This is a genomic window from Mesorhizobium sp. M1A.T.Ca.IN.004.03.1.1, from assembly GCF_003997555.1.
Classification (GTDB): Bacteria; Pseudomonadota; Alphaproteobacteria; order Rhizobiales; family Rhizobiaceae; genus Mesorhizobium.
In genome coordinates, this window is record NZ_RZTV01000007.1 from 188430 (window position 1) to 201948 (window position 13519).

Here is a 13519-nt window from a genome sequence, read left to right on the forward strand (position 1 = left end):
GTCCGAGGAAGCAACAGGAGCTCGGCGCGATCATCGGCTTCGGGATGGAGACGACGCGCTCGGCTTTCGGCTGATTCCGTTGACCCTGCCAGGCACCCGGCGTATCGTGAACAGGCGGAAAACAGACAATTCTATCAGGGACGAACGAGCCGGAACGCTGCGACTTACCTTGTTTTGCGCGGCGAAATCGGAGGGTTCTTCCGACGACTTCGGGGGGAGCTCAATGTCTCGCGACCGCGGCTCGTTCGTGGCTTTTCGCGGCGGCGGTTTGCGCCGCGCGATCGTGACCACCAGCGGAATTCTTGCCCTGGCACTGGCCACCGGCTTTTGCCTCGGCGATGTGGCAAAGGCTCAGGAAGCCCAGATCATCTATCCGGGCTCGATGGCGGTGACCGGCTTCCCCGGCACGATCATCCCGGATTTCGGCTCTCCCGATTCCGAAAAGGGCGGCCTGCCGCCCGGCGTCGACCCGGTCGACGAAACCTTCATCGACACTTCGCAGGCCTCGTTGCGCATTTTCAACGTCTCGCAACTCGGCGGCCCAGCTTCGGGCCAGCTCGTCTACACGCCGCCGCCCTTCGAGGTGACAGCCGGCCAGATCGGCGAGGTCTTCGGCCTCACTTATGACGACGGCGTGCGCGATGGCGTGCCGTCGGGCATTCCGGACCTCTATACGGCGGCGACCTCGCTGCACGGCATCGAGATCGTCACGCCGGACGCCGACGAGGACGGGCGGCCTGAGCGACAGCGCCGCGGCGCCGCCGGCGCTGTCTTCATGAACGGCCAGTTCGGCATCGAAAATGGCGGCGGACCGGGCACCATCTGGAAGATCGACGGTATCTCGGGCGCCGTCTCGAAATTCGCCGACGTCGACACCAACAGCGGGCCCGGCATCGGCAACCTCGCCTTCGATCCGACCCATCGTGAGTTCTTCGCTTCGGATCTCGATACCGGGCTCATCCACCGCATCGATATCGAGGGCAATCTGATCGACAGCTTCGACCATGGCGTTGCCGGGCGTCCCGCGCATGGGCTGGCCCCGGTCGCCGACGACGGCGCCGTGATGGACATCCACGATACTGCCTTCGATTCGGAAGACCCCCGAACCTGGGGCTATACGCAGGATGCGCGCCGCGTCTGGGCCGTCGCCTACCATGGCGGGCGGCTCTACTATTCCGTAGGCGAGAAAGCCGAAATCTGGTCGGTCGGCATTGCAAGCGACGGGGGTTTTGGCCGCGATCCGCGCTGGGAACTGACGGTCAAGGCCGACCAAGATTATGCCGTCACCGATATCGCCTTCGACAATCAGGGTTTCATGTATCTTGCCCAGCGCGGCCCGGTCGAGAACCGCTACGATTACAGCCGCTTCGCCGATACCGGCAAAGGCGAGGTGATCCGCTACCAGGGCGAGGATCCGGACGATCCGGCAACGGAATCGGTCTGGGCCGAGGTGCCGCAGGAATATGCGGTCGGCTTCCCGCAGGGCAACCGGCAGTCGGCAGGCGGCGTCGACCTGCAATACCGCTACGACCCCGAAGGCAATCTTGACACCTCGGTCTGCACCGACACGGTCGTGAACACCGGCGACAAATTGCGCGACAATCCGGAGCTTGCCGAGCGCCTCGCCGCCGGCGGGCCGCTTGCCGTGCATGGCGTCCAGCTCACGCCAAGCAAGCTGGTCAAGCCGGTAAACGTGCCGCCCTTCGGCTCCTGGTTCGTCGACTTCGACGGCTATTTCGAAGACCCGGACGTCCAGGGCCATGTCGGCGACGTCCGGGTCTGGCGCCCCTGCGAGGGCCGCGCCGGCTATTATGAGGAAATCCCCGGCGGCTTCCTGCCTCCCGTCTATCCGCCGGACTTCCCGCCGCCCGGCAACCTGCCGCCATGCCTTGATGTCGAGGACGTGCAGTATTTCTGCACGCCCCGCGGCCTCCGGGCCGACCTCTATCTCGATGACCACGCCGGCTTTGGCGGCGATTCGATCAAGGCTTTGTCCAAGACACCGGGTGTCGGGGTGACCTCACCCATGTCGCATGCGCCGGGCAAGCCCTACACGATCGGCATCACCGGCCATAATCCGGGCGACACCGTCAATGTCGGGCTCTGCTTCTACCGGAAGTCCGACCGGGACAAGGGCGGCTACTATCCTTGCTGCAAGATGACGCTGCCGCTCAGGACGCCGGCCGTCGAGTGCGAAGCGCCGAGGAGGGACAGATGAGCGGTCTCGTCCTTTCCCGCCCTGCCCCGCGCAAAACCGTCATGGGCACGGTCATAAAACCCCTGTCACACGCCAGGCGCGGCGCACGCTGGCTGATGGCGGCCGGTGTCGCGATCGCCATGATGCCGGCAGTGCCGGCGGTTGCGCAGGACAAGGCACCGGCTGGCCAGATCGCCAATCCGGAAATCACGGCTGGATCGCGCGGCATCAATCCGGAGCTCGGGCGGATCATACCCTTCTTCACCAAGAAGGGTGCCCTAAGAGGCTGCGATAGCGTCGAATACGTCTTGAGCTTCGGCATCCATGGCGACCCGCAGGACTTCGACCGGCCAAGCGTGGCGGCCCTTCTGAAGGCGACAAGGCTCGACTTCAAGGACCAGCTGCCGCACGGCTTGCAGATCGTCAGCGTCGACGTCGTCGGCGACGGCACGGGCGCTTCCGGCGGACCGCTGCCCGCTGCTTCGATCAGCACATCGGCCGGTCCAAATGATACGGCAAGCGTTTCCAATTTCCGGATCAGCGCTTCGAACCTCGACGGCGTCGGCGCTGCCGACGAACGCGTGATCACTTTCCGGATCACGGCCAAGATAGAGCATGCCGCCTTCGCCGCGCCGGCAACGGTCGATAACCAGGGTGAGATGAAGGTGGCCTTCAGGGGCGGCCCGGCAACCACGATCCCCTCGCAGGATCCAGACAAGCCCGACGACGCCGATTTCCTCACCGGCGTGAAAACCCCGATCACGATCGACCTGAGCAAGTGCAACCCGCCGCCTCCGCCTCCCAGCAAGGAATGCTTCAAGGTCGAACGCGGCACGGTCGACTGCGTGCCCGGCGGCGGCGCCTTCATCTATCACATGCCGGTCGGTCCGGAGATGGCCGGCAAATGGGTGCAGCTGTCGACGACGACACCCGGCATCACCATCGCCACCGACACCCAGCAGGTACCTGCCGGCGGCGGCGTGTTGAACTGGAAGATCATCGGCGCCTCGCCGGGCGAGGCCATCCATCTCGTCGTCATCGGCATCGACACCTATGCCGGGCCGAAGGAAGGCTGGGGACTTTGCTGCACGCAGGAGATCGACATCGACATTCCGCGTGATCTCAGGTGCCCGCCCCAAAAGCAGCCCGACCTCAAGGTGGAGAAGTGGGCAGAGGTGCCGCGCTGCACGATGTCCGGCGGCTGCGACTTCACCATCACGGTCACCAATGTCGGCGATGCGCCCTATAACGGCAAGATCGTGCTCGACGAGGTGACATTGCCGGCCGGGTCGGCGCTGTCGTCGGGACCGAACCCACCCTGGGTCTGCGCGCCCGGGACGACGCCGATGACCTGCACCCATCCGGCAACCACGCTCAACCCGGGCGCCTCCGCCGTCCTCAAGCTCGGCTTCAAGCCGGCCGGCGGCTGGCAGGGCAGCGTGCTGCGCAATTGCGCCGCCTATGACTACCAGGCGAGCGGCAAGCCGCTGTTCGGCAGCCAGCAGAACGATCGCGGCTGCGCCTCGATCCCGGTCTGCCGCCGTGGCGATCGCGATCCGCAATGCCAGCCTGCGGTCGAGAAGAAGGTCGACCTGCTGCTGAAGAAGCGCGCCCGCATGCCGGTCTGCACGCCGGACGGCATCTGCAGCTTCGTGATCGATATCATCAACAACGGCACCAGCACCTATCACGGGCCGCTGACCGTGATCGACACCTATCCGGGCGACGCGCCGACCTCCTCGGCCTTCGGGCCCAGCCCGCCATGGACCTGCTTGCCGAACGGCCCCGGCCAGTTCCGCTGCGACAATGCCGGCATCTCGCTGCCGCCGGGCGCCTCAACGCCCATCGTGGTCAAGGCGGTCATGCCGGCAAACTACCGGCCGGACACGGTCGAGAACTGCGCCGAGGTGAAGGCCATTGCCGGCGAGGTCGACCTCGCGAACAACAAGGCGTGCGCGACCGAGCGCATCCGCCGTCCGAATGGCGCCAAGCCCGGCCTGCGCATCACCAAGGCGTGCGAGAGCTCGCTGGCCGGTGCGTCTTCGGTATCCTGCCGCATCACCGTGACCAATGCCGGCACTGCTGCCCCCACCGGTCCGGTGCGAGTCAACGATGCCGCCACGCTGGTGTCGGGCGGCGCGCCGGTCGCTGTCCGGACCGTGACCCCGGACGGCGCCGACTGGAACTGCGGGCCAGTGCCCGCCAACATGCTGTCTTGCCAGATTGCCGGCGCCGTCATGACGCCCGGAACCAGCCGGCGCTTCGACGTGACGGTCGGCGGCAATGACGCGTTCGAGAACTGCGCGCGCGGCTCTTTTGGGCCGGCGCCCCGCGACGACATCGTCTATCCGATCGGCCAGGCTTGCGCGAAGGGCGGTGGGGCCTCCACGATCCGCGTCGAGAAGACCGGCGACAGCGAATGCCAGCCAGGCGCGCCCTGCTCGTTCGAGATCACCATCACGAATGAGGGGCCGAATGCCTTCTCCGGTCCGGTCCGCATCGGCGATGCGGTCGGCATCGACGGTCTCGGCAGGCTGGAGGGTGTCAAGATCACCGCGATCGACCCGACTTTCGGCTGCTCGCCGGAGCCGGCGACGCTGCCGGCGTCCTGCATCGCCAATCTGAGGCTGGGCGCCGGCGAAAGCCATACGCATCATGTCACAGTGGTCCTTCCCGACGACGCGCGCCTTGCCACTCTGCGGGGTACGGTCAGCGGACAGAACTGCGTCGGGGTGCTCTCGCCAAACACGCCGGTGCAGGGCGGCGGCGATCTGCTGTCGCGCGCCCCAGCCAACGCGCAGGGCGACCGCGGCAGGGCCTATGCATGCCACCCCTTCACCATCAAGCGTGAGGTGAAGAACCAGTGTTCGGGCGGCATGGTGCTCAACTCGGCCGGCCGCTGCGCCTGCCCGGACGGCACCACATTCCGCAACGGTCAGTGCTCGTCCGGCGGCACCAAGCTTCTGCCGCTGCCAGTGCCGCAGCGCTGCGTCCTGCTCAAGGGCCAGATCCGGACCGAGGACGGGCGCTGCGTCTGCCCGCGCGGCGCCGAGCTGGAAAACGGCAGATGCGTTCAGAGCGAGCAGCCGCAGGAGCCGCAGTGCACGCTGCGTCCCGGCCAGTACCGCGACCAGGACGGCAATTGCGTATGCCGGCGCGGCGAGCTGGTGAACGGCGTCTGCCGGGTCGCTCCGCCGAAATGCACTATCCGCGGCGCCGTGCCGACACCGGATGGCTGCGCCTGTCCCAAGGACACGCATGTCGACCGCGCCGCCAAGGCTTGCGTGCCCGACAGGCAGCAGCCGCCCAGCCAGTGCCGCATTCGTGGCCAGGTGCGCAATGCCGATGGCGATTGCGTCTGCCCGAGGGGGACGGCGTTGAAGGGCAAAGCCTGCGTGCCGGTCAGGAAGCCGCAAGCATGCTCCATCCGCGGCCAGTTCCTCAACAAACGCGGCGTCTGCGTGTGTCCACGCGGCACCGAAGTGATCGAAGGTAGATGCGGCAGGTTCGAAGACGCTGAATGCGCGCCGGGCTCGGAGATGATCGATGGCATGTGCCAGCCGATCATCAGGCGGCGCTGCCCGGTCGGAACGGCCGGCCGGTATCCGGATTGCTTCCCGATCCGCAGGCGGCCAGGCTTGGAGATCGATCCGGACCTGCTGCTCAATCCGAATATCCTGCAGCAGTTGGTGCCAAGAAGCCAACCAAGGCTGCAGCGGAACCCGGCGACTGACAACCTTCAGTAAGGCAGCCCATCACTACCGCGCCCGCGAACCCGCCGGAGAAATCCAGCGGGTTCTCTCTTTCCCGCATCGCAGCTCGCGTTTTTGCGCGCCCCTCGAGCGAAGCGGAAAACACGCTTCCCCTTGGCCGGACGATGGTCTAGGCAGACCCGCGTGCCAGCGCGCAGCCCAGCGCGCCGATGAGGATGCCGGGAGAAGCCTTTCATGAGCAAGAAGACCCTGATCGCACCATCGGTGCTGGCGTCGGACTTTTCGAAGCTCGGCGACGAGGTCGAAGCGGTCGCGGCGGCCGGAGCCGATTGGATCCATCTCGACGTGATGGACGGCCATTTCGTGCCCAACATCACTTTCGGCCCACCGGTGATTAAGGCGATCCGCAACCGGACAAAAACCTTCTTCGACTGCCATCTCATGATCGCGCCTGCCGACCCCTACCTGGCGGCCTTTGCCGAGGCCGGCTGCGACGGCATAACGGTGCATGCCGAGGCCGGCCCGCATCTCGACCGTTCGCTGCAATCCATCAAAGGTCTCGGCAAGCAGGCCGGTGTCTCGCTCAACCCGGCGACGCCGGAAACGGCGATCGAATATGTGCTCGACCGGCTCGACCTCATCCTGATCATGACCGTCAATCCCGGCTTCGGCGGCCAGGCTTTCATCCCGGCGATCGTCGACAAGGTGCGAAAGGTCAAGGCGCTGATCGGCGAGCGCCCGATCCGCATCGAGATCGACGGCGGCATCTCGCCGGAAACGGCGCCGCTGGTGACGGCCGCCGGCGCCGGCGTGCTGGTGGCCGGCGCGGCCATTTTCAAAGGCGGCACAGTAGAAACCTATCGGGCAAATATCGAAGCGATCCGCTCAGCCGCCGACAAGGCCGCCCGTTAAAGACGTCGACAGTGCGTTCCTACCAAAAGCCGCCTCGCTAACTAAGGGCTGTTCAGTATACCGAGTTATGTCAAGTCTCCCACTGACGTCAGCCTTTTTTCAAGTGGATTTTACTTTATTCGATAATTGACCCCGCCTTGTCTTAAAGTACGAATATCGCCATCATACGTTTTTAGGCGGCAGTGCTCGGCTGCAAGATACATCGTATGAAATTGCTTGGCCGAGGGGCCCTGCAAAACAGGGGCCGGCAATAGGAGTCAAATTGCCATACGGGAACGCCGATACGGGCGAAGGCAAGGGTGCCAAGAGCACGCTGGCCAGTTCGGTCTACCATCAGCTCCGCGAGGACTTGCTGCGGGGAGCTTTGGAAGCCGAGGGCAAGCTGCGCGTCGAATGGGTCGTTTCCCGGTATGGCGCCGGCGCCTCGCCGGTGCGCGAGGCGCTGAACCGTCTGGCCGCCGAGGGATTGCTCGGCCGCCACGACCAGCGCGGCTTCTTCGTGATGCCGGTCAACGCGACCGAGCTGGAGGAGCTCACCCGCACGCGGTGCTGGCTGGAAGAACGCGCATTACGCGAATCCATTGCGCACCGAACGGCGGAATGGGAAGAACAGCTGGTGCTCGCCCTGCACCGCCTGGCGCGCGCCGAACGCCGCCGGCCCGACGACCCGGCAACCAACAATCCGGAATGGGAGAAGCTGCACCGCGCCTTTCATCGCGCGCTGATCTGCGCCTGCCGCTCGCATTGGCTGATCGGCTTTTGCGACCAGCTTTCCGACCAGGCCTCCCGCTACCGGCTGATCTCGCAGCGCGGCCCCGGCTCCGAACGCGACGACTTCGGCGAGCACCGGACGATTGCCGAGCGGACCATGGACGGCGACGCCGACGGCGCGGTCGAGGCCTTGCTCAGTCACTACCGCCTGACGGCGGAGATGTGCATGGCGCAGCTCAGCCCAGGCGACGGTCCGCGGGCTCGCGCAGGCAAGGCCGCGCGCGGTCGCAAATAGCTGCCCATCGCTGACAAATCTGATATTCGCTCTGGCCGAGCTTTCGACGTCAGGGGACGACATGACCAATCACCTGTTCGACGCGTTTCGCGCCAGCATGCCGGCGCCTGGCCAAGTGCTGATGGAGACGGATGACGGGCGTTCGATTTCCTATGCCGACATGCTGGCGTGGTCCGCGCGGTTTGCGCACGCGCTGGTCGCCGCTGGTGTGCTGCCCGGCGATCGCGTCGCGGTGCAGGTGGAGAAGACCCCTGAAGCTTTGCTCCTCTATCTCGCCTGTCTGCGCGCCGGCGCCGTCTTCCTGCCGCTCAACACCGCCTATACGCTGCCGGAGCTCGACTATTTCTTCCGCGACGCGGAGCCGCGGCTGGTCGTGTGCGATCCGGAAAAGGTGAAGGATGTGCAACCGCTTGCCGCATCGGCGGGGGCCGCGACGCTGACGCTAGGCGGCGACGGACAGGGCACGCTTGCGGAACGTGCGGCGCTGCAGCCGGCGGATTTTGCGGATGTGGAGCGCGGCCCCGACGATCTAGCCGCCATCCTTTACACATCGGGCACGACGGGCCGCTCCAAGGGCGCCATGCTCAGCCACGAGAACCTCGCCTCCAACGCGCGCGTGCTGGTGGATTACTGGCGCTTCAGCAGCGATGATGTGCTCATCCACGCGCTGCCGATCTTCCACACGCACGGCCTGTTCGTCGCGACCAACGTCATCCTGCTGGCCGGCGCAAAGATGCTGTTCGAGCGGAAGTTCGACCCGGCCCGTGTGATTTCGCTTCTGCCGCGCGCGACCGCGCTGATGGGCGTGCCGACCTTCTATGTGCGGCTCCTGCAGCAGCAGGGCCTGACGAAGGATGCGGCCAACCGCATGCGGCTGTTCATCTCCGGTTCGGCGCCGTTGCTTAGCGAGACGCATAATGCCTGGCGCGAGCGCACCGGTCACGCCATCCTCGAACGCTACGGCATGACCGAAACCAACATGAACACCTCCAACCCCTATGACGGCGAACGGCGCGCGGGCACGGTCGGCTTTCCGCTGCCGGGTGTCGCGCTGCGCGTCGCCGACCCCGAAAGCGGCAAGCCGCTGGCCCAGGGCGAGATCGGCATGATCGAGGTGAGGGGCCCGAACGTATTTGTCGGCTATTGGCGGATGCCAGAGAAGACCAAAGCCGAGTTCCGCGACGACGGCTTTTTCATCACCGGCGACCTCGGCCTGATCGATACCGGCGGCTATGTCCACATCGTCGGCCGCGGCAAGGACCTGATCATCTCGGGCGGCTACAACGTCTATCCCAAGGAGATCGAGACGGAGATCGATGCGCTTGCCGGCGTTGCCGAAAGCGCGGTGATCGGGGTTGCGCATCCCGACTTCGGCGAAGGCGTCACGGCGGTGGTGGTGCGCAAGCCGGGCTCGGCAATCAGCGCAGCCGATATCGCCGACGCCATTGCCGGGCGGCTGGCCAAATACAAGCATCCAAAGCAGGTGATCTTCGTCGACGAATTGCCGCGCAACACGATGGGCAAGGTGCAGAAGAACGTTTTGCGCGAGGCGTTTAAGGATATCTACCAATCCAGACCGCAGAGCTAGGACTAGTGCAAACGCCCGGCAGCTTCGTCATTTTAGGGCGGAGCAAGGAGCGAAGCGACGCGGGAAGACCCTGGAAGCCATGCCTTAACGCCAAAGCGTGCAACGATTACAGAATTCTGCACCGTTGCGCCCCACGGCAGAGGTCACGGCATGGATCCTCGGGTCAATCCCGAGGATGACGAAGGAAGAGGCCTACGCCGCAAAAACCTTCTCGCCGCCGATCCAGACATTCTTGACGTCCAGGTCTTCCGACAGCCCGACAATGTCCGCTGCGGTGCCGTTGGCGAAGCGGCCGAGGCGATGCGCCTGGCCGATCGCTTCGGCGGGATAGAGCGAGGCCATGCGGAGCGCCTCGTCGAGATCGAGCCCGACCACGCGATGGACAAAGCGCACGGCGGAAATCATGTCTAGATCGGCGCCGGCCAGCGTGCCGTCGGCAAGCCTGAGACTCCCGTCCTTGCGGTAGATGGTACGGCCGTTGAGGGTGAAGGATGTCATGTCGGTGCCGATCGTCGCCATGGCGTCGGTGACCAAAAGGATCCTGCCCGGGCCTTTCTTGGCATTGAGTGCAAGCGTCATGGTGCCGGGATGGACATGGATTCCGTCCGCGATGATGCCAGCGTAGAAGCTGCCGGTGTCGATCGCCGCTCCGGCCAGTCCCGGCTCACGATTGCCGATCTGGCTCATGGCGTTGAAGAGATGGGTGACGACCGTGGCGCCGGCCTCGGCGAAGGCCGTTGCCGTCGCATAGCCGGTGTCGGAGTGGCCGAGGCTGACAACGATGCCGGCCGCGGCCAGCGCCGTGACCCGGGCCGGCTGGACCGATTCCGGTGCGACCGTGGTGAGCAGCACCGGCAAGCCCTGACGCGCCGCGACCAGCCCAGCCTGGTCAGCGTCCGTCATTGGCCGGATAAGAGCCGGATCATGCGCGCCCTTGCGCGCGACGGACAGATGCGGGCCTTCGAGATGCAGCCCAAGAAAAGCCGGCACCTTCTTCCGGGCGGCCTCGGCGCCGGCGTCGACCGCCGCGGCGGTGATCGCCGGCGTGTCGGTGATCAGCGTCGGCAGGAGCGCCGTGGTGCCGAAGGGCGCGTGCGCCCGGCAGATGGTCTCGATCGAGGCGACATCGGGATGGTCGTTGAGCATGACGCCTCCACCGCCATTGACCTGGATGTCGACGAAGCCGGGAACCAAGAGGCCGCCACCGGTCTCGACATGGGAGACGCCTGACGGCACGGCGCCGGCGGGCAGAATGGCCTCGACCACGCCGTCCTTGACGACAAGGGCCGTATCGTCGTGCCAGTCGGCCCCGTCGAAGATACGGGCGCCGGTGAGGGCGAAACGGTCGCTCATACGGTTTCCGTCACCTTGCGCAGATTGCGTGGCGCATCCGGATCGAGACCGCGATGGCGAGCGAAGGCCTCGACGAAGCCATAGAAGGACACGATCAGCGGCAGCGGATCGGTTAACGGATGGCCGGTTGCGACATACGGCAGCAGCCCGGCTGCCTTCGCATTATCGGAGGTGACGAAAGCGGCCGCGCCTTTGGCCGTCAAGCTGTCGGCCGCCTCGGTCACCGAAGGCTCCGACGCGTCCCGGGCAGCAAGCGCCAGGACCGGGAAGCCCGGCCCGACCAGCGCCAGCGGCCCATGCATGACCTCGGCGGCGCTATAGGCCTCGGCATGCATGGCGCAAGTTTCCTTGAATTTTAGCGCCGCCTCGCTGGCGATCGCGAAGGATGGGCCGCGGCCGAGGATGAACAGCGAGCGCGGCGTCTCGAGCGCCGTGGCGAGCGCCATCCAGTCGCAGGCGATCGCCTTGTCGAAATGCTCCGGCAGGCGGGCGAGCGCAGCAAGCAGCGCCTCATCGCCAGTGCTGTGCGCCATCAGCGCCAGGGCCGCGACGGCCGAATTGACGAAGGTCTTGGTGGCCGCGACGCTGCGCTCCGGGCCGGCGAGAATGTCGATGGCGTAATCCGAGGCGCGCGCCAGTGGCGAGTCGGCGGTGTTGGTGATGGCGACGGTGAGCGCGCCGCCGGTTCTCGCGGTTTCGGCCATAGCGACGATGTCGGGACTCTTGCCCGACTGCGAGATCGCCAGGCAAGCCGAGCCGCGCAGCCTCAGCTTCGCGCCATAGATGGAAGCGATCGACGGGCCGACGGAAGCGACGGCGAGGCCGGCCGTCAGCTCCACGGCATATTTCATGAAGGTGGCGGCATGGTCGGACGAGCCGCGCGCCACGGTGACGACGAAATGCGGATCGCGCTCGCGAAGGCCGCGGCCGGCCTCGGCCAGCACCTTGGCTGAGCCGTCCAGCAGGCGGGCGGTGGCCTGCGGGATCTCCTCGATCTCGCGCCGCATGTGGGTGGCGGTTGCGCTCATGGCCGGCTCTCCTCTCCCGGCCCGGTCAGCCGGAGTTCCGCGACGAAGTCATAGGCGTCGCCCCTGTAGATCGAGCGCGTGAACTCGATCACCTTGCCGCTCGCCAGATAGGAAATACGTTCGATGTGCAGGCCGGCAACCCCCGGCGGCACTTCGAGAAGGCGCGCGTCGCCGTCGCCGAGATTGGCGGCCGAAATGCGCTGCACGGCCCGCATCGGGCGGTTGCCGGTCAGTTCCAGCGCCGCGTAGAGCGAGGAGCCGATCGCTTCGGGGTCGGGAAGCACGCTCGCCGAAATCGCGGCGCGCTCGATCGCCAGCGGCGTGTCGTTGGCGATGCGCAGGCGCGCCACGCGCGCCACCAGCTCGCTCGACGACAGGCCGAGCACCATCATCTCGTCCGGCGAGGGCGCATAGAGGCCGCGGTCGAGCCAGGCCGAGCGCACGACCATGCCGCGGCGCGCCATATCCTCGGTGAAGGAGGTGAGCCGCGACAGCGACTGCTCGACACGTTCCATGCGCGGGGCGACAAAGGTGCCGGAGCCATGGCGCTGGACGAGGATGCCGCCCTTGACGAGATCCTGCACGGCCTTGCGCACAGTGACGCGCGAAATGTCGGCCTTGCTGGCTATATCGCGCTCTGAAGGCAGCGCGTCACCCGGCCCGATCAGGCCGCGATTGACCGCTTCCTCGATGCTTTTTCTCAGCTGCAGGTAAAGCGGCGCTCCGCTTTGCGAGGATTCTTTCAGCATAGCGAAGATCTGGTCGGCGGCGCTCATCGCGGCGCCTCCGGCAGCATGGCGAAGATCCGGTCGACGGCGCTCATCGGGCGCCTCCGGACTTGCCCGCGAAGATGCGCGCGGCCATCTGCACCGCGCCGCCGAGCGCGTCGTCAAGCGGGGCCTTCAGCAGCGCCTGATAGCGCCCCGACAGCCGCGGCGCGTAGAGCGGCGCCAGGCCGCCGAGCAGGCATAGCGGAGCATCGTCGGCGAGTTCGAGCGCGCCCAGCGAAGCCTCGACATCGGCAACCGCCTTATCGAGGATCCAATTGGCGACGAGATCGCCCTTTTCGGCATGCTCGAAGACTTTTGGGGCGAAACCGCCGAAGTCGCCGGGCTTGGCGTTGGTGGTGAACTCGACCACGTCCTCGGGATTGTTGCGGAAGACGGCAAGCATGGCATCCGTCAGCGGCGAGCCGGGGCGGATGCCGTCATAGGCAAGGAGCGTCTGCTCGAGCAGGTCGCGGCCGATACGGGCGCCGCTGCCCTGGTCGCCGACCTGGAAACCCCAGCCGCCGATGGCGCGCGACTTGCCCGCTTTGCGCGCCATATAGGCGGTGCCGGTGCCCAGGATCGCCATGGCGCCGTCGCCGGAGCCGACGGCGCCTTCGAGCGCGATCTCGGCATCGGTCTCGACGCGGCTTTTGCTGAACGGCAGGATCGCTTCCAGCTGCTGCCTGTAGGTGCCGACATTGGCTCCGGCGAGGCCGAGAATGGCAGGCGTCTCGGGGATCAGCTCCGGATCTTCACCGGCGGCCACGAAAGCTTGCCTTGCCGCCTCGACGATGTTTGCGCGCGCACCGGTAAGGTCGGTGCGGATATTGGCCGCGCCGCTCTTGGCGCGGCCAACGACAGCGCCGTCGGCGGTCGCAAGGGCCGCCCTGCAGCTTGTGCCGCCGCCATCGATGCCAAGCACGAATTTCACGCGATTTTCTCCTCGTCGCGG

9 protein-coding genes are annotated in these 13519 nt (G+C 66.2%); 5 read left to right on the forward strand and 4 right to left on the reverse strand.

Annotated elements, in window-relative coordinates; translation table 11 throughout:
* The first annotated feature begins 223 nt into the window (after window positions 1-223).
* The 5 genes from EOD29_RS22025 to EOD29_RS22045 all read left to right on the forward strand — a co-directional run bounded on the left by EOD29_RS22025 (window position 224) and on the right by EOD29_RS22045 (window position 9416).
* Window positions 224-2218, forward strand: coding sequence for a hypothetical protein (locus EOD29_RS22025; RefSeq protein ID WP_127247868.1), 1995 nt, complete (start codon window positions 224-226; stop codon window positions 2216-2218).
* Window positions 2215-5943: a DUF11 domain-containing protein gene (locus tag EOD29_RS22030; protein ID WP_127247869.1), complete on the forward strand. Its 3729-nt coding sequence runs from the start codon at window positions 2215-2217 to the stop codon at window positions 5941-5943. Before EOD29_RS22025 ends, EOD29_RS22030 begins: the two co-directional genes overlap by 4 nt.
* Window positions 5944-6144: 201 nt before the next feature.
* A complete protein-coding gene (gene rpe, locus EOD29_RS22035; protein ID WP_127247871.1) occupies window positions 6145-6822 on the forward strand; it encodes a ribulose-phosphate 3-epimerase in 678 nt (225 codons plus the stop codon).
* A 262-nt stretch (window positions 6823-7084) separates the two neighbouring features.
* Entirely contained in the window at window positions 7085-7828 is a 744-nt protein-coding gene (locus EOD29_RS22040; RefSeq protein ID WP_127215649.1) for a GntR family transcriptional regulator, read from the forward strand.
* 61 nt (window positions 7829-7889) lie between these two features.
* On the forward strand, window positions 7890-9416 hold the full coding sequence (locus EOD29_RS22045; protein WP_127247873.1) for a malonyl-CoA synthase: 1527 nt from the start codon (window positions 7890-7892) through the stop codon (window positions 9414-9416).
* A gap of 192 nt (window positions 9417-9608) precedes the next feature.
* Here the strand turns inward: EOD29_RS22045 and nagA are convergent, their stop codons facing one another.
* Genes nagA through EOD29_RS22065 form a run of 4 tightly spaced genes read right to left on the reverse strand, consistent with a single transcriptional unit; the run spans window position 9609 to window position 13498 of the window.
* Window positions 9609-10769, reverse strand: a complete 1161-nt coding sequence (gene nagA / locus EOD29_RS22050) for an N-acetylglucosamine-6-phosphate deacetylase (protein WP_127247875.1) — start codon at window positions 10767-10769, stop codon at window positions 9609-9611.
* Window positions 10766-11797: an SIS domain-containing protein gene (locus EOD29_RS22055; RefSeq protein ID WP_095824394.1), complete on the reverse strand. Its 1032-nt coding sequence runs from the start codon at window positions 11795-11797 to the stop codon at window positions 10766-10768. The genes nagA and EOD29_RS22055 overlap by 4 nt, the downstream gene beginning before the upstream one ends.
* Entirely contained in the window at window positions 11794-12573 is a 780-nt protein-coding gene (locus EOD29_RS22060; RefSeq protein ID WP_095799128.1) for a GntR family transcriptional regulator, read from the reverse strand. The genes EOD29_RS22055 and EOD29_RS22060 overlap by 4 nt, the downstream gene beginning before the upstream one ends.
* A gap of 43 nt (window positions 12574-12616) precedes the next feature.
* A complete protein-coding gene (locus EOD29_RS22065) occupies window positions 12617-13498 on the reverse strand; it encodes an N-acetylglucosamine kinase (RefSeq protein ID WP_095799127.1) in 882 nt (293 codons plus the stop codon).
* Window positions 13499-13519 lie beyond the last annotated feature (21 nt).